Below are 18,665 nucleotides of genomic sequence, written 5' to 3' on the forward strand. Positions count from 1 at the left end.
TCATTTCCCTTCTCGATGTTCCGGATTTTGTGTCTCATGCCATTTCGGCAAGTTTCGCGGCGAGCGTCCCGCCGATTTCCGCGAGTGGTTCCCGTTCGGTCATCCGAAGATGAGTGGTGGCTATGTCGTGCCATTCGACGGCGCCGCTGATGTGCGGCTCCCACAGCTTCGGGGCCGGACCGTCGGCCACGCCGGCCCGGCTGGCGGAGAAGAACAACAGGTCACCGGCGACCACCCCGGGCCGGTACGCGGCCATGATGTCGGAGTGGTTGACGGCGGCCCGGACCAGGGCGTGGACCTCGCCGGGGGTGAAACCGGCGAGCACCGGGTCGCGACGGCGCAGGACCTCGACCACCGCCGCCGGGTCGTACCGGTCGAGGAACCCGTCCGGCAGCTCACCGGTCTCTCCGTCGTCGTCGCCGAGCAGCATCAGCATGGTCTCGCGCTCGGTGCGCGGCCGGGCCGCCTCCTCGACGGACACCGGGTAGGCGTCCATCATGGCCAGCAGCTCGACCTCTTCGCCGGTCTGTTGCAGCGCAGTGGCCATCGCGTGCGCGACGACCCCGCCGAAGGACCAGCCGAGCAGCCGGTACGGGCCGTGCGGTTGCACCCGACGAATCTCCGCCAGGTACTCCTCGGCCAACTCGGGTACTCCTGCGGCCCGGTAACCGGGCAGGCTCAGCGCCCGGGTCTGCAGGCCGTAGATCGGCTGATCCGGGCCGAGGTGCCGGGCGAGTCCGGCGTACGACCAGCTCATGCCGGCGCCGGGGTGGACACAGAACAGCGGGCGGCGTCCGCCGGACGGTTGCAGCGGCACCAGGACCTCGGAGGCCTCCCCGCGCCGCGTCCCGTCGAGCAGCCCGGCGACGGTCGGCCGGTCGAACAGGTCGCGGACCCGGATGTCGAGACCCAAGGTGTCGCGGATCCGGCTGACCAGCTTGGTGGCGAGCAGGGAGTGCCCGCCGAGTTCGAAGAAGTTGTCGTCGACGCTGACCGCTGCGACGTCGAGGGCTTCGGCGAACAGGCCGCACATCAGGTGTTCGTCGGGGGTTCGGGGGGCTCGCCCGCTGCGCTGTCCCTGCTGGGGGGCGGGTAGGGCACGGCGGTCGAGTTTGCCGTTGGCGGTGACGGGGAGTTGGTCGAGTACCACCACCGCGTTCGGCACCATGAAGTCGGGCAGGGTGCGGGCGGTGAGCTGACGTACGGCCGTCTCCCAGTCGCGGGGCGAGGCCGCCTGGGTGGGGACGATGTAGGCGACGAGTCGCTTGTCGCCCGGCCGGTCCTCGCGGACGATGACGGCGACCTGCCCGATGCCGGGGTTCTCGCCGATGGTGGCTTCGATCTCGGCCGGTTCGATGCGGAAGCCCCGGATCTTGACCTGGCCGTCGGCTCGACCGATGAAGCGGAGTCGTCCCTGGCTGGTCCAGGCGACGAGGTCGCCGGTGCGGTACATGCGAGCGCCGTCGGGGTCGTACGGGTCGGCGACGAAGCGCTCGGCGGTCAGCCCCGGCCGTCCGAGGTAGCCGCGGGCGACCTGGTCGCCGGCGAGATAGAGCTCGCCGGTGGCGCCGGGGGGTACGGGGTTGAGGTGTTCGTCGAGGACGTAGGTGCGGTTGTTGTCGAGGGGACGGCCCAGGTGGATGCCGGGGAATTCGCTGCGGTCGGTGTCGAAGCGCTGGTGGTGGGAGGCGAAGGTGACCTCGGTGGGGCCGTAGCTGTGGACGACGACCGTGTTGGGGCAGTGGTCGAGGACTCGTTGCATGGCGGCTGGTGAGGCGGTGTCGCCGCCGGTCCAGACCTCTTCGAGTCGGGCGAGGGTGTCGAGTCCTTCGTCGGCCATGATGTGGAACAGGCCCATGGTGAAGTAGGCGGCGGTGATCTGGTGCCGGGTGATGGTGTCGGCTAGTTCCGCCAGGTCGGCGCCTTCCCCGGGGGCGATGACGAGTTCCCCGCCGAGCAGCAGCGGCACCCACATCTCGTAGGTGGAGGAGTCGAAGCCGTAGTTGGAGTGCACCAGCATCCGCCGGTGGTGTGCGGCGTTCCAGCAGCGGTCGTTGACGAGTTCGCGGACGTTGTGGTGGGTGACACCCACGCCCTTGGGTCGACCGGTGGAGCCGGAGGTGAACATGACGTACATCAGGGAGCGATCGTCCAGGGGCAGGTCCGGGTCGTCGTCGCGGCCACCGGTAGGACCGTCGAAGGGCACGATCACGGTGCCGTGCTTCCGCTCCGCGTCCAGGGCCGGGTTGGTCTCGGCGTGCCGGTCGACCAGCAGCACCGGAGCCGCCGAGTCCGTCATGATCGTGCGTACCCGGGCCGGTGGGAGAGTGGTCCCGACCGGCACGTACGCCGCACCGCACTTGAGGACCGCCAGGCTGGCCACGATCAGGTCCGCGCCCCGGTGCATCAGGACGCCGACGGTGGACTGGGGTGTGACGCCGGCCGCGATCAGACGGTGGGCCAGCAGGTTGGCGCGTCGGTTCAGCTCGGCGTAGCTGATCCGCTGCTCGCCGAAGGTGACGGCGATGTGGTCGGGGGTGCGCCGGGCCTGCTCCTGGAAGGCTTCGTGGACGCAGCCTCGGGCGGGCGGGACGGTGGTGTCGTTGTAGGCGATGAGGAGTTGGTGGCGTTCCTCGGCGCTGAGGAGGTCCAGTTCGCCGACGCGCTGTTGCGGGTCGGCGACGGCCGAGTGCAGCAGTCGGGTGAGTCGTCCGGCGAGGAGTGCGGCGGTGTGCTCGTCGAACAGGTCGGTGGCGTACTCGAGGGCGCCGTCGAGTCCGGCGGGTGCGCCGGTGGCGTCGGTCAGCTCACCGACGGACAGGGTCAGGTCGAACTTGACGGTACCGATGGCCAACGGGACGTCGCTGCCGGCGAAGGGTGAACCTGTGGTGTCGGTCGGAGCAGTGTTGTTGACCATCAGCATGATCTGGAACAGGGGGTGGTGTGCGGTGGTGCGGGTGGGGTTGAGTTCTTCGACGAGGCGTTCGAAGGGGAGGTCCTGGTTGTCGTAGGCGGCGAGGTCGGTGTCGCGGACGCGGGTGAGGAGTTCGGTGAAGGTGGGGTTGCCGGTGAGGTTGGTGCGGAGGACGAGGGTGTTGACGAAGAAGCCGACGAGGTTGTCGAGGGCTTCGTCGGTGCGTCCGGCGACGACGGTGCCGATGGGGATGTCGGTGCCGGAGCCCATCCGGGACAGCAGGGCGGCGAACGCGGCCTGCAACACCATGAACACCGACGTACCGGTGGTGCGGGCCACCCGCAGCAGCGCCGCATGGCCGGCCGCGTCCAGGGTGAACCGGACGGCGTCGCCACGGTGGCTGGCACGGGCCGGCCTCGGCCGGTCGGCCGGGAGGTCCAGTACCTGCGGCGCGTCGGCGAGGGTGGTGCGCCAGTAGTCGAGTTGCCCGGCGAGCAGGCTGTCGGGGGCGTTCGCGTCGCCGAGGAGATCGCGTTGCCAGCGGGTGTAGTCGGTGTAGCTGACCGGCAGCGGAGTCCAGTCGGGTGCGTGGCCGGCGGCGCGGGCCTGGTAGGCGATGGTGAGGTCGCGCAGCAGGGGCGCCATGGAGGCGCCGTCGCCGGCGATGTGGTGGAGGACGACGACCAGCACCTGGGCAGCGCCGGCGGGTCGGAGGAGCCAGGTCTTCAGCATCGGATCGGTGCTGAGGTCGAAGACGTGTCCGACAGCGGCCTCGACGGCCGCGGGTAGCTGGTCGGGGGTGAGGTCCCCAACGGTCAGTCCTGGTCCGGGGTCATCGAGGATGACCTGGTGGGGTTCGCCGTCGATGGTGCGGAACACCGTACGCAAGGCGTCCTGGCGGTGCAGGACGTCGGTCAGGGCGGCGGCCAGGACGTCCGCGTCGAGGTCGTGGTCCAGTTGGAGGGCGACGGGGATGTTGTAGACAGCGCTGGGGCCGTTGAGTTCGTTGATGAACCAGAGCCGGTGCTGGGCGTACGACAGCGGCACCGGACCGGTCGACTCGGTTGCCACCAGCGCGGGCCGTACGGGCGTGCCGGCCAGCTCCCGGATGCGGTGCAGCAGTCCGGCCGGGGTCGGAGCTCCGAACACGTCCCGCACCCCGATCTCGGTGCGGAAGACCACCCGGATCCGGTTCACCAGTTTGGTGGCGAGCAGTGAGTGTCCGCCGAGGTCGAAGAAGCCGTCGTCGACGCCGACTGCGGGGACGCCCAGGGCCTCGGCGAACAGGTCGCACATGAGGTGTTCGTTGGGAGTGCGGGGGGCCCGTCCGGTGCTTTGGCCGTATTCCGGTGCGGGCAGGGCGCGACGGTCGAGTTTGCCGTTGGCGGCCAGCGGCAGCCGCTCCAGCATCACGAAGGCGGCCGGCACCAGATGGGCGGGGAGTGTCTCGGCGGCGGCGCGGCGCAGCTCGGCCTCGTCCAGCTCCGACCCCTCCGCAGCGGGCGTCAGGTACGCCACGAGCCGTTTGTCGCCGGGCCGGTCCTCACGGACGATGACGGCCACCCCGCCGACGCCGGGCTGTCGGGCGAGCACCGCCGCGATCTCACCGGGCTCGATTCGGAATCCTCGGATCTTGACCTGGTCGTCGGCCCGTCCGACGATCGCCACCGCGCCGTCACGGGTCCAGCGGGCCAGGTCGCCGGTGCGGTACATCCGGGCGCCGGCCGGATCGAACGGGTTGGCGACGAAGCGCTCGGCGGTCAGCGCGGTCTGGCGCAGGTACCCGTCGGCCAGCCCGGTACCGGCGACATAGATCTCGCCGGTGACCCCGACCGGGACCGGCCGCAGCTCATCGTCAAGGATGTAGCAGGCGCGGTTGACCAGTGGCGCACCGACCGGGACCGGCGCATGGTCCGGCGGTGCCTGGACCTGGTGGCAGTTGGTGAAGATCATGCTCTCCACCGGCCCGTAAGCGTGGATCAGGCGCTGTCGGGGCAGCAGGCGGCGGGCCCGGGCCAGGTGCTCCACCGAGGGCGCCTCACCACCGGTCATCACCTGCCCGACGGCGGCGAGCGTGTCGGGGTATTCGTCGAGCATGACGTTGAACAGCCCGGCCGACAGCCACAGGGTGGTGATCCCGTGGCGGGTGACCAGTTCGGCGATCCGGGCCGGCTCCGGCCGCTGGCCGGGGTGCAGCACGCAGCTGGCGCCGTGCAGCAGCGGGCCCCAGAAGTCCAGCGCGAACGCGTCCCAGGAGACCGGCGCGCTCTGCAACCACACCTGATCCGGTCCGAAGTCGACGAAGTCCTGCCCGGTGAGGGTTCCGACGATAGCCCGGTGGGACGCGAGCGCCCCCTTGGGCGTTCCGGTGGAGCCGGAGGTGAACATGATGCAGGCCGGGTCGCCGGGGTCGCCGGCAGGTAGGGCGGGCACATCCGCCGGTGGCGCACCGGGGACGGCGCCCGCCTCGTCGACCAGCACGGTGACTGCGGGACGCGCGGTGCCGAGCCGACCGGCCAGGTCGTTCGCGGTGACCAGCGCGGCTGGCGCGGCGTCGTCGGCCAGGGCGGTCAGCCGGGCATCCGGAAACTCCGGATCGAGTAGGGCGTACGCGGCACCGGCGCGCAGCGTGGCGAGGACGGCGACGGCCATCGGCAGGCCACGCTCCAGCAGCACACCGACGATGTCCCCGCGCCGTACGCCGACCGTCACGAGATGCCGGGCGAGCCGGTCGGCGGCGAGGTCGAGTTCGGCGTACGTCATCCGGGTGTCGCCGTCGATCAGCGCGATCCGGTCCGGGCCGGCGGCGACCTGGTGGGCGAACACCTCGGTGACCCGCAGGTCCGGTGCGGAAACCCCGGCGTCGTTGAAGGTGTTCAGCAGAGTGTGCCGCTGGTCGGCGGTGAGCAGGTCGTGCCGTCCGACGGTGGCGTCGGGTTCGGTGGCGAGTGCGCCGAGCAGCCGGGTGAAGGTGGCGCAGAGGTCGTGGACCGTCTCGGTGTCGAACAGGTCGGAGGCGTACTCGAGGAGGCCGTCCATCCCGTCGGGAGCGCCGGTGGGGTCCTGCCGTTCGGCGACGGAGAGGGTCAGGTCGAACTTGACCGTGCCCACCTCGAACCCGACCTCGGTGCCGGCGAACGGGGATCCCTCGGCATCGGCCCCGACGGCGTTGCGGACCATCAGCATCACCTGGAACAGCGGGTGATGTGCGGTGGTGCGGGCCGGGTTGAGCTCCTCGACGAGACGCTCGAAGGGAATGTCCTGGTGCTCGTATGCGGCCAGGTCGGTCTCCCGAACCCGGGCCAGCAGTTCGGTGAAGGTGGGGTCACCGGAGACATCGGTCCGCAGCACGAGGGTGTTGACGAAGAAGCCGACCAGGTCGTCGAGGGCCTCGTCGTCCCGACCCGCCACCACGGTGCCGATGGGGATGTCGGTGCCGGAGCCCATCCGGGACAGCAGTACCGCGAAGGCGGCCTGCATCACCATGAACATCGACGTGCCGGCGGCACGGGCCACCTGCCGCAGCGCGGCATGGGCGGCCGGGTCCACGGTGAACGGCACGCCGTCGCCCTGGTGACTGGCCCGCGCCGGGCGGGGCCGGTCGGCGGGCAACTCCAGCACCTGCGGTGCGTCGGCCAGGGTGTGCCGCCAGAAGTCGAGCTGCCGGGCCAGGAGGCTGTCCGGATCGTCGGCCGCGCCGAGCAGATCCCGCTGCCAGAGGGTGTAGTCGACGTACCGTACCGGCAGGGGAGCCCACTGCGGTTGCTGTCCCACGGTCCGCGCTGCGTAGGCCGTCGACAGGTCCCGCAGCAGCGGTGCCATCGACATACCGTCACCGGCGATGTGATGCAGGACCACCACCAACACCTGGGGCGCACCGGCCGGGCGCAGCAGCCAGACCCGTACGGGGATCTGCGTGGCCAGGTCGAAGACGTGCCCGGCCGCCGCCTCGACCGCCGCCGACACCTCGTCGGGGGTCAGGTCCCGCACGGTCACCTCGGGGCGTACCCCGTCGAGAACCACCTGGTGGGGCTCGCCGTCGGTGACCTGGTAGACGGTGCGCAGCACCTCCTGCCGTTCGACGACGTCGGCGAGGGCCGCCGCCAGGACCTCCGGATCGATTGCCTGCTCCAGGCGGATGGCGACCGGGATGTTGTAGATCGCACTCGGGCCGTCGAGTTCACCGAGGAACCAGAGACGGCGCTGCGCGTAGGACAACGGCACCGGGCCATCCGGTGCGAATGCCACCAGCGCAGGCCGCACGGGCGTACCCGCCAGCTCACGGATCCGGTCGAGAAGTCCCAGCGGGGTCGGCGTTCCGAAGACGTCCCGGACCCCGATCTCCGCCGCGAAGACCGCCCGGATCCGGTTCACCAGTTTGGTGGCGAGCAGTGAGTGCCCGCCGAGAGTGAAGAAGCCGTCGTCGATGCCGACCGTGGGAACTCCGAGGACCTCGGCGAACAGGTCGCACATGAGCTCTTCGTTCGGGGTGCGGGCGGCGCGTCCGACGCGCTGCTGCTGCTGGGGGGCGGGCAGGGCGCGGCGGTCGAGTTTGCCGTTGACGGTGACCGGTAGCTGATCGAGGACCACCACCGCCGAGGGGACCATGTAGTCGGGCAGGGTCCGCGCGGTTCGTTGCCGCACGGCCGCCTCCCAGTCGGCGTCGGGCCGGGCGGCTGCCCCGTGAGCGGGCGCGATGTACGCGACGAGCCGCTTGTCGCCGGGCCGGTCCTCGCGGACGATCACGGCGACCTGACCGATGGCCGGGTCCGCGGTGATGGTGGCCTCGATCTCGGCGAGTTCGATGCGGAAGCCGCGAAGTTTGACCTGCCCATCGGCGCGGCCGATGAAGCGCAGCTCACCCCGGCCGCTCCAGGCGACGAGGTCACCGGTGCGGTACATCCGGCCGCCGGTCGGGTCGAACGGGTCGGCGACGAAGCGTTCGGCGGTCAGTCCCGGCCGGCCGAGGTAGCCGCGGGCGACCTGCTCGCCGGCCAGGTACAGCTCACCGGTGCCGCCCAGGGGCACCGGGCGTAGCCGCTCGTCGAGCACGTACGTGCGGTTGTTGTCCAGCGGCCGGCCCAGGTGCACCCCGCCGAACTCGCCCCGGTCGGTGTCGAACCGCTGCTGGTGGGAGGCGAAGGTGACCTCGGTCGGGCCGTAGCTGTGCACCAGCACCGTGTCCGGGCAGTGTGCCAGCACCCGGGCGACGGCGGCGGGGGAGGCCACGTCACCTCCGGTCCAGACCTCCTTCAGCCGGGCCAGGGTGTCCAGCCCCTCGTCGGCCATGATGTGGAACAGACCCATGGTGAAGTAGGCGGCGGTGACGTCGTACCGGGTGATGGTGCGGGCGATCTCCGCCAGGTCGGCGCCTTCCCCGGGGGCGATGACGAGTTCCCCGCCGAGCAGCAGCGGCACCCACATCTCGTAGGTGGAGGAGTCGAAGCCGTAGTTGGAGTGCACCAGCATCCGTCGGTGGTGTGCGGCGTTCCAGCAGCGGTCGTTGACGAGTTCGCGGACGTTGTGGTGGGTGACGCCCACGCCCTTGGGTCGGCCGGTGGAGCCGGAGGTGAACATGACGTACATCAGGGAGCGGTCGTCCAGGGGCAGGTTCAGGTCGTCATCGCGACTGCCGGTCTGATCATCGGTCGGGTTGTCGAAGGGGACGATGACGGTGCCGTGGGCGTGTTCTTCGGCTAGTGCGGGGTTGGTGGTGGCGTGACTGTCGACCAGGAGTACGGGGGCGTTCGCGTCGGTCATGATGGTGCGGACGCGGGCCGGTGGCAGGGTGGTGCCGACCGGTACGTAGGCGGCTCCGCACTTGAGTACGGCGAGGCTGGCGATGATGAGGTCGGCGCCGCGGTGCATGAGGACGCCGACGGTGGATTGTGGTGTGACGCCGGCCGCGACGAGTCGGTGGGCCAGCCTGTTGGCGCGTCGGTTCACTTCGGCGTAGGTGAGTTGTTGTTCGCCGAAGGTGATGGCGGTGTGGTCGGGGGTGCGCCGGGCCTGCTCCTGGAAGGCTTCGTGGACGCAGCCCCGGGCGGGCGGGACGGTGGTGTCGTTGTAGGCGACGAGGATCTGGTCACGCTCCTCGTCGCTGAGCAGGTCGAACTCGCTGACGCGCTGGCGCGGGTCGGCCACGGCGGCGGTCAGTAGCCGGGCGAACCGGTCGGCCAGCATCGCGGCGGTGTGCTCGTCGAACAGGTCGGTGGCGTACTCGAGGGAGCCGTTCAGTCCGGCGGGGGCACCGCTGGTGTCCACCCCCTCGCGGATGGAGAGGGTCAGATCGAACTTGACGGTGCCGATGTCGAAGGGGATCTCCGTACCGGTGAAGGGCGATCCGTCGGGATCGGGCTGGGCGGTGTTGCCGACCATCAGCATGATCTGGAACAGGGGGTGGTGTGCGGTGGTGCGGGTGGGGTTGAGTTCTTCGACGAGGCGTTCGAAGGGGAGGTCCTGGTTGTCGTAGGCGGCGAGGTCGGTGTCGCGGACGCGGGTGAGGAGTTCGGTGAAGGTGGGGTTGCCGGTGAGGTTGGTGCGTAGGACGAGGGTGTTGACGAAGAAGCCGACGAGGTTGTCGAGGGCTTCGTCGGTGCGTCCGGCGACGACGGTGCCGATGGGGATGTCGGTGCCGGAGCCCATCCGGGACAGCAGGGCGGCGAACGCGGCCTGCATCACCATGAAGATGGTCGTGCCACTGTCATTGACGAGTCGCAGCACCGCCCGGTGCATGTCCGCGTCGAGCCGGAACGGCACCGCACCCCCGCGGTGGCTCGCCTGGGCCGGTCGGGGCCGGTCGGCGGGCAGGTCGATGACCTGGGGGGCCCCGGTCAACGTCTCCCGCCAGAAGGTCAACTGCCGGTTCAGCAGGCTGTCGGGGTCCTCGGCGTCGCCGAGGAGGTCGCGTTGCCAGAGGGTGTAGTCGGTGTAGCTGACCGGCAGTGGGGTCCAGTCGGGTGTGTGGCCTGCCAGGCGGGCCTGGTAGGCGGTGGTGATGTCACGCAGCAGGGGGGCCATGGAGGAGCCGTCCCCGGCGATGTGGTGCAGGACCACGACCAACACCTGGGCGGCGTCGGCGGGGCGCAGCAGCCAGGTCTTCAGCATCGGGTCGGCACTCAGGTCGAAGACATGTCCGACGGCGGCTTCGACAGCTGCGGGTACCTCGTCGGCGGTGAGGTCGAGGACGGTCAGCCCTGAAGCGGGGTTGTCGAGGACGACCTGGTAGGGCTCGCCGTCGACGGTGCGGAAGACGGTACGCAGCGCCTCCTGGCGGTGGATGACATCGGCCAGGGCGGCGGCCAGGACCTCCGCGTCGAGGTCGTTGTCGAGTTGTATCGCGACGGGGATGTTGTAGATGGCGCTCGGGCCGTTGAGCTCGTTGATGAACCACAGCCGGTGCTGCGCGTACGACAACGGCACCCGCTCGGTCAACGCCGCGGCCACCAGCGCGAGCCGGTCCCGAACGGTCAGCTCCCCGATCCGGTGACCCAGCGCGGCAGGGGAGGGGGCGAGGAAGATGTCGCGGATGCCGACCTCGACATCGAGTACCGACCGGATCCGGTTGACCAGCCGGATCGCGAGCATGGAGTGCCCACCGAGGGCGAAGAAGTCGTCGCCCGGGGCCACCGTGGGCAGGCTCAACACCTCGGCGAACAGGTCACACAGGACAGCGGTACGGGGAGAGCCGTCGTGCCCGCCGACGAATGCGGGGACCGCGACCGGGCGGGTACGGGCGGCGCGGCGCCGCTCGTCCAGGCCCGCCTGCTCGGCGTCGGTGAGCACGTCGAGGGCGCTGACCGGCGTGCTCGGGTCGGTGGCGGCGGCCCGCAGCAGCCGCAGGTACGTCTCCAGCATCAGGGCCGCGGTGTCGGCGTCGAACAGGTCCACGTCGTACTGGAGCCAGATCTCGACCTCGGCGTCGTCGGCGGTGGCGATGCAGGAGAAGCTGAGGTCGAACTTGGCGGTGTCGAGGCCGGCCGGGGCGATCCGGCCGTCGAGGTCGAAGATCCGCAGCTGGTCCGGGGTGGACGTGTTGACGGTCAGCATCACCTGGAAGAACGGATGGTGCGCCAGCGACCGGACCGGGTTGAGTCGCTCCACCAGCAGGTCGAACGGGACCTCGGCGTGCGCGTACGCGGCGAGATTGTTGTCGCGTACCCGGACGACCAGGTCGGCGAAGCTGGGGTCGTCGGAGAGGTCGGTGCGCAGCACGGCGGTGTTGACGAAGAAGCCGATGAGGTCGTGCAGCGCCTCGTCGCCGCGTCCGGCGACGGGGGTACCGACCGGCACGTCAGGGCCGACGCCGAGCCGGGTGAGGGTGGCCGCGAGCGCGGCGTGGAGGAGCATGAACGCGCTGGCCTGGTGGGTGTCGCCGAGGTTGCGCAGGCGCTGGTGGGTGTCGGCGTCGAGGACCGCGCACAGCGAGGCGCCCCGGTGGCCGAATTCGACCGGGCGGGGCCGGTCCAGTGGCAGGTCGAGCACGGCCGGCAGATCGGCGAGGGTTTCGCGCCACCAGGACAGGTGGCGGGCCATCAGGCTCTCCGGCTGGTCGGCGTCGCCGAGCAGTTCCCGCTGCCAGAGGGCGTAGTCGGCGTACTGGACGGGCAGCGGCTCGAAGTCTGGTTCCGTTCCGGCCAGGCGGGCCCGGTAGGCGATCTCCAGGTCGCGCAGCATCGGGGCCAGTGACCAGCCGTCGGTGGCGATGTGGTGCACCAGCACCACCAGCACCGAGCGCTGCGGCGTGTCGACGAGCAGCAGGGACCGCAGTGGCGGCTGCGTCGCGATGTCGAAGGTACCGTCGATGAACTCGGCCACCCGGGTGTCGACGTCGTCGCCATGGCAGTCCTGCACGACCAGCAGCCGGGAGCCGGGGTCGTCGAGGATCCGCTGGACGGGCGTGCCGTCGACCGAGGGGTACACGGTGCGCAGCACCTCGTGCCGGGTCGCCAGGTCGGTCAGCGCAGCTGCCAGCGCCTGCTGGTCCGGCACCCCGTCCAGTTCGATCACCAGCGGCATGTTGTACGTCGCCGTCGGGCCCTCCATGGCGTGGAGGAACCACAGCCGGTGCTGGGAGTAGGACAGCGGGATGAGTTCCTCGCCCGGCTCGGGCCGGTACTCGGCCGACCCCGAGCCGGCGTACGGCTCGGCGGCGGTGGGGCCACCCGGCCCGGACGCCGGGGTGGCCCGCAGCGTGCCCCGGTCGATCTTGCCGGTGCTGCTGCGGGGCAGGGCACCCACGAGCCGGACCACGCCGGGCACCGCCGCGGCGGGCAGCCGCTGCGCGAGATAGCCGCGGACCTCGTCTGCGCTGACCGTGCCGGCCACGTACGCCACCAGGCGCTTCATGCCGTTGCCGAGGTCCTGGGCGACGACGGCGCATTCGCGTACCCCGTCGAGGCCGAGCAGGACCGACTCGACGGCCGCCGGATCGATCCGGTGCCCGTTGATCTTGACTTCGTCGTCCAGCCGGCCCAGGTAGTCCAGTTGACCGTCCTCCCGGACCCGGACCCGGTCACCCGTGCGGTAGGCGGGCTGCCCGCCGAGGGTGGTGAACCGGTCAGCGGTCAATTCCGGACGACCCAGATAACCGTCAGCGAGCGCGCCGCCGAGCAGCCACAGCTCACCGTCGACGACGGCCGCCCGCACCCCGGGCAGGGGCAGCCCGATCGGTACCTCGTCGGCGTCGTCGTGCCCGGACAGGTCGGCCACCGTCGCCACCACGGTCGCCTCGGTCGGCCCGTACGTGTTGAGCAGCCGTACCCGGTCGCCGACGGCCTGCCGCCAGCGGGCCACCCGCTCGGGTAGCGCCGCCTCACCACCGATGATCACGGTCTGGATGGCCGGCGGCAGCTCGGCGACCCCGGTGGCGAGCGCGTACGCCAGCTCGTGCCAGTACGCCGTCGGCAGGTCCAGAACGGTGATTCCGTGGCGGACACAACCGGCCAGCAGCGCCGGTACGTCGAGCATGTCGTCGTCGCGCAGCACGAGTGTGCCGCCGGCGGTGAGGGTCAGGAAGATCTCCTCGACGCTGGCGTCGAAGTGCAGGGGGGCGAACTGGAGCATCCGGTCGTCGGCGGTGACACCGTACCGGCAGGTCGCTGCGGCGACGAAGTGTGCCAGGGCGGCCTGTCCGACGAGGACGCCGTTGGGCGTTCCGGTGGAACCGGAGGTGTAGATGACGTAGGCCGTACCGACTGGCACGCCTGCCCCGCTGAGCACCACCTCGCCCTGCGCGATCACCTGGGCCAGGGCCGGCGGCGCCCCCGCGCAGGCGTCGGCGAGGATCGCCTCGTTGCGGGCGGCCGGCGCGGCCGGATCCAGCGGCAGGTACGCGGCCCCGGTACGCAACACGGCCAGGACCGAGACGATCGCCTCCACACTGCGGGCCCGGCAGACGGTCACCAGTCGGCCAGGTCCGGCACCCTCGGCGTGCAACAGTTCGGCGCGCAGTGCGACGGCCGCGTCCAACTCCGCGTAGCTGAGGCGGGTCGCCCCGGCGACCAGGGCCGGGCGGTCCGGGTCGGCGGCGACCCGCTGGGCGAACGCCTGCGACACGCCGACGACCGGCCCGGTGAGCGGCCCGCCGTTGAGGACCGTGCTCGCCCGGCGGTCGTCGCGGCCCGGCCCGGCCTGGACAACCGGTTCCGCGTAGTCGATCGATGGCATTGCACTTCCTCCTGCGGTATGCGGACGGGGTGAGCCCCGGACGGTCGCGTGTCTAACTCCAAAGTGGACGGAACTGGTGCCGCGTCCGGCCGTCGACTGCCGGCGGAGAGGGCCCGCCGGAAGGGAAAAGCCCCGGCGGTGCGCTGACATCAGGCTAGTCAGCACACCACCGGGGCAGCGGCAGTCGGCGCGGCAGGATGCTCCCGCCGCCGGAGCAGGTCTACCGCACGCCGGCCCGACGGCGCAGGGTCGGCCGGGCCGGCGTCACGGTGGCCGTCAGCCGTTCCACGAGCGCCGCCACGGTCGGCGCCTGGAACACGTCCCGGATCGTCACCTCGACCGACAAGGTCGACCGAATCCGGTTGACCAGTCGCACCGCCAGCAGCGAGTGCCCGCCGATGCGGAAGAAGTTGTCGTCGAGACCGACCGGGCGCCCACCGAGCAACTCCGAGAAGATGTCCCGCAGCACCTCCTCGCGCGGATCCCGGGCGGCCTTCCCGGCACCGGTGTCCTCCGGGTCGGGCAGCGCACGCTGATCGAGCCGACCGTCTCCGGTGAGCGGAACCGTCGTCAACACCACGACCCGCGCGGGCACCAGGTGCTCCGGCAGAAGCTGCGCGACATGCCGCCGCACCTGCGCGACATCGACCGACGACGTCGTCGGCACGACGTACGCCACCAACTGCTCGCCACCCTCGGCGGCTGCCCGGACGGACACCACCGCCCAGCGCACCGACGGATGACTGATCAACGCCGCACTCACCCGCTCCGGGTCGACCGGCACCCCGTTGCAGGTCGGCGCGGCGACCGGCCCGTGCACCCGCAGACCACCCTCGGCGGACCAACTCGCCGAGGTGCCGGTGGCGAACATCCGGCCACCACCCGCATCGGCGACGAAGCGGGCGGCGGTGGCACCGGGTCGGTCCGGGTAACCGTCGGTGAGTCCGGGACCGCACAGGAACAGCTCGCCCCGGACCCCGGCGGGCACCGGCCGCAGTCGATCGTCGAGGACGTGACAGCGCAGCCCGTCCTGAGCCACCGGCACATCCGGGACGGCCGGGGGTGTGTCGACCACCCGGCCCAGCGCCCACCATCCGCCCTCGACGCCGCCGTACCCGTGCACCAGGCGCAGCGTGGGATGACGATCTCGGGCCAGGGCCAGGTGGGCCGCCGCCGTACGACCGGTGACGAGGATCTGCCGTAGCCGGGCCAGCACCTGCGGGTGTTCCTCGACGAGCAGCGCGAACAGCTCCGCGGTGACCGTGAGGCTGGTGACGCCCTGCTCGGCGACCAGCCGCGCCAGCCGGGCGGCGGACGGCGGGGCCGGTGTCGGCAGCATGCAGGTGGCTCCGGTGCTCAACGCGGACCACAGCGGCATCAGGAACTCGCCACCGGCCGGCGCGGCCCACCCCAGCCAGACCTGAGCGGCGTCGGTGTCGAGGCCGACCCGTCGTGCCGCGCCGACCAGGGCCCGATGCGGGTACCGCACCGCACGCGGCCCGTCCGCGTCATCGACCACCAGTACGACAGCCCCATCGCCGGGGTCGCGTGGCCCGGGCGGTGGGGCGGCCGACCGCTCACGCCAACCATCCACGTCGGTCAGCACCGTACGGCCGACCCGCAGCCCGGCCAGCCGGGTGGCCTGGTCCGACGTGGTCACCACCGCGGCGAGCACGACCGTACGGATGTGGGCGGCCAGCCTGTCATCGGGTGCCGCCGGGTCGAGCGGCAGGTACGTCGCCCCGGCCCGCAGCGCGGCGAGAACGGCCACCGCCAACGTCGGACCCGCCTCCAGGAGCACACCGACGGTGTCCCCCCGACGTACGCCGCGCGCGGCCAGGTGCGCGGCGAGCCGGTCGGCGTCGGCGTCCAGTTCGGCGTACCGGATCCGGTCGGACCCGGACACCACCGCGAGGGCCTGCGGGTTGTCGGCGGCGTGCCTCGCGACCAGGTCGGCGAGCCCGACCGACTCGGCCCGGCAGCCGTGGTCGGCCGCGGAGCCGTAGCGCCGGCGCTCGGCGGGGGTGAGGACGTCGAGGTCGTCGATCCGGGCGCCGGGGTCCGCCGTCACCGCACGTAGCAGCTGGACGAAACGGTCGGCCAGCAACTGCGCCGTGGCCGGGTCGAACAGGTCGGCGGCGTACTCCAGCGCACCCTTGAGGCCCTTGGGCGCACCCCCGTCGAACTCCTCCCGTATTCCCAGGGTGAGGTCGAACTTAGCGGTGCCGGTGGCGAACGGGACCTCCGTGCCGGCCAGCGCGCTCGGCCCGGCCGCACCGTTCTGCGCGCTGCCGGTGTTCTGCAGGACCAGGGTGACCTGGACCAGCGGGTGGTGTGCGGTGGACCGGTTCGGGTTGAGTTCCTCGACGAGGCGTTCGAAGGGGAGGTCCTGGTTGTCGTAGGCGGCGAGGTCGGTGTCGCGGACCCGGGCGAGCAGCTCGGCGAAGGTGGGGTTGCCGGCGACGTCAGTACGCAGGACGAGGGTGTTGACGAAGAAGCCGACGAGGTTGTCGAGGGCTTCGTCGGTGCGTCCGGCGACGACGGTGCCGATGGGGATGTCGGTGCCGGAGCCCATCCGGGACAGCAGGGCGGCGAACGCGGCCTGCAACACCATGAACACGGTCGTGCCACTGTCGCGCGCCGTACGCAGCACCGCACGGTGCAGATCCCCGTCCATTCCGAACGGCACCACATCACCGCGGTGGCTCGCCTGGGCCGGTCGGGGCCGGTCGGCGGGCAGGTCGAGGACCTGCGGTGCACCGGCGAGCGTGGTGCACCAGAAGTCGAGCTGCCGGGCCAGCGCGCTGTCCGGATTTCCGGCACCGCCGAGCAGATCACGCTGCCAGAGCGTGTAGTCGGCGTACTGCACCGGCAGCGGCGTCCAGCCCGGTGCGGTACCGGCCAGCCGCGCCTCGTAGGCCACGGCGAGGTCCCGCAGCAACGGCCCGGTCGACCAGCCGTCACCGGCGATGTGGTGCACCAGGACCACCAGCAGTTGACCGCCGTCGTCACAGCGCAGCAGCCACACCCGCAGCGGGATCTGGGTACCGAGGTCGAAGACGTGCCCGGTCACCCCGTCGATCACCCCCGGCAGGTCGGCGGCCGGCACGTCCAGCACGGTCACCTCGGGTTCGGCCCGGTCCAGCACCACCTGGCAGGGCTCACCGTCGATGACCGCGTACACGGTCCGCAGCACCTCGTGCCGATCCGCCACGTCGCGGACCGCCTCGGCCAGCGCTGACGGTTGCAGCGGCCGGTGCAGGCGCAGCACCACCGGGATGTTGTACATCCGGCTGGCCCCGCCCATCTCGTCGAGGAACCACAACCGGCGTTGCGCGTACGACAGCGGCAGCAGGTCCGGCCGGACCGCAGGGGTCAGCGGGGGGCGCGCCCCGGCCCCGGCCAGGGTCCCGATCCGGCGGTCCAGCCCGGCCACCGTGGGGTCCAGGAAGAAGTCCCGCAGCCCGACCTCCACCCCCAGCACCGCCCGGACCCGGTTGACCAGTTTGATGGCGAGCAGGGAGTGCCCGCCCCGGCGGAAGAAGCTGTCGTTGCGCCCGATGCGCTCCACCCCCAGTGCGGCGGCGAACAGGCCGCAGAGGATCTCCTCCCGCAGGCTGACCGGCCCGTCGTCCGGCAGGTCCGGCCGGCGTACCCCTGTGGTCTCGGCCCGGGCGATCCGCTCGGCGAACCCGGCGCGTTCGGTGTCGGTGACGACGTCGAGGGCACCGACGGTGCTGCTCGGGGCGAGGGCCACGGCCCGCAGCAGCCGCAGGTAGACCGCGAGCATCGACTCCACCGTGGCCCGGTCGAACAGGTCCACCGGGTACTGGAACTCCACCTGCACACCGGTCGGTGTGCCGTCGGAGTCACGCAACTCCGTGCAGTAGACCGTCAGGTCGAACTTGGCCACCCCCAGGTCGACCGGGAGGGTCCGGGCAGGCAGGTCACCCAGGCGCAGCTCGGTCGGGGTGTGCGTACCGACGGTCAGCATCACCTGGAAGAACGGGTGCTGTCCCGGCGCCCGGACCGGGTTGAGCTGCTCCACCACCAGGTCGAACGGCACCTCCTCGTGGGCGTACCCGGCCAGGTCCGTGTCGCGTACCCGGGCCAGCAGGTCGAGGAAGGTCGGGTCACCGGAGACGTCGGTGCGCAGCACGACCGAGTTGGCGAAGAAGCCGACGAGATCGTGCAGGGCCTCGTCGGAGCGGCCGGCCACCGGGGCACCGATCGGCACGTCGGTGCCGGCCCCGATGCGGGTCAGGGCGGCGGCCAGGGCGGCCTGCATGGTCATGAAGGTGCTGGCCCGCTGGGCCCGGGAGAGGTCCACCAGGCGGCGGTGGGTGTCGGCGTCGAGCAGGCCGGTGACCGTGCCGCCGCGCCCGGAGGCCCCGGTCGCGCGGGGCCGGTCGAAGGGCAGGGGCAGCGCCGAGGGGGAACCGGCCAGGTTCTCCCGCCACCAGGCCAGTGACCTGGACAGTTCGCTGTCCGGGTCCTCCACCTCCCCCAGCAGTTCCCGCTGCCAGAGGGTGTAGTCGGCGTACTGCACCGGCAGGGGCTCCCAGTCCGGGGCGGCACCGCCCAGCCGGGCCCGGTACGCGGTGGCCAGGTCCCGCAGCAGCGGGGCGATCGAGGCCCCGTCGGTGGCGATGTGGTGCAGCAGCAGCACCAGCACGGACTCCTCGGGCCCGCCGACGAACAGCCGGACCCGCAGCGGGGACTGTTCGGCGGCCAGGTCGAAGGTGCTGGTGCAGAAGCGCCTGACCTCCGCGTCGACCTCTTCCGGCGGGCACCGCCGGACCGGGACCGCGACCGTGGCCGTGGGCAGGACCCGCTGCACCGGCTCGCCGTCGGCCAGCGCGAAGACGGTACGCAGCACCTCGTGCCGGTCGACCACATCGGTGAGCGCCGCCGCCAGCACCTCGGGGTCCGGTACCCCGGACAGGGCCAGCACCACCGGCGCGTTGTAGGTCGACGAGGGGCCTTCCAACCGGTTCAGGAACCACAACCGGCGTTGCGCGTACGACATCGGAATCACGGGGAACTCCTCCTGCTCGGCCACGACCCGACTACCGCCGCGCAG

Annotated in this window: 2 protein-coding genes; both read right to left on the bottom strand. The window is 71.6% G+C overall.

Translation table 11 applies throughout. The features are described from left to right. Window positions 1-34: 34 nt before the first annotated feature. On the bottom strand, window positions 35-13,582 hold the full coding sequence (locus OIE53_RS06600; RefSeq protein WP_327025678.1) for a non-ribosomal peptide synthetase: 13,548 nt from the start codon (window positions 13,580-13,582) through the stop codon (window positions 35-37). 220 nt (window positions 13,583-13,802) lie between these two features. Continuing rightward, window positions 13,803-18,611: a condensation domain-containing protein gene (locus tag OIE53_RS06605; RefSeq protein ID WP_327027105.1), complete on the bottom strand. Its 4,809-nt coding sequence runs from the start codon at window positions 18,609-18,611 to the stop codon at window positions 13,803-13,805. Between the last annotated feature and the right edge of the window lie 54 nt (window positions 18,612-18,665).

This window comes from Micromonospora sp. NBC_01739, assembly GCF_035920385.1.
Lineage (GTDB): Bacteria > Actinomycetota > Actinomycetes > Mycobacteriales > Micromonosporaceae > Micromonospora.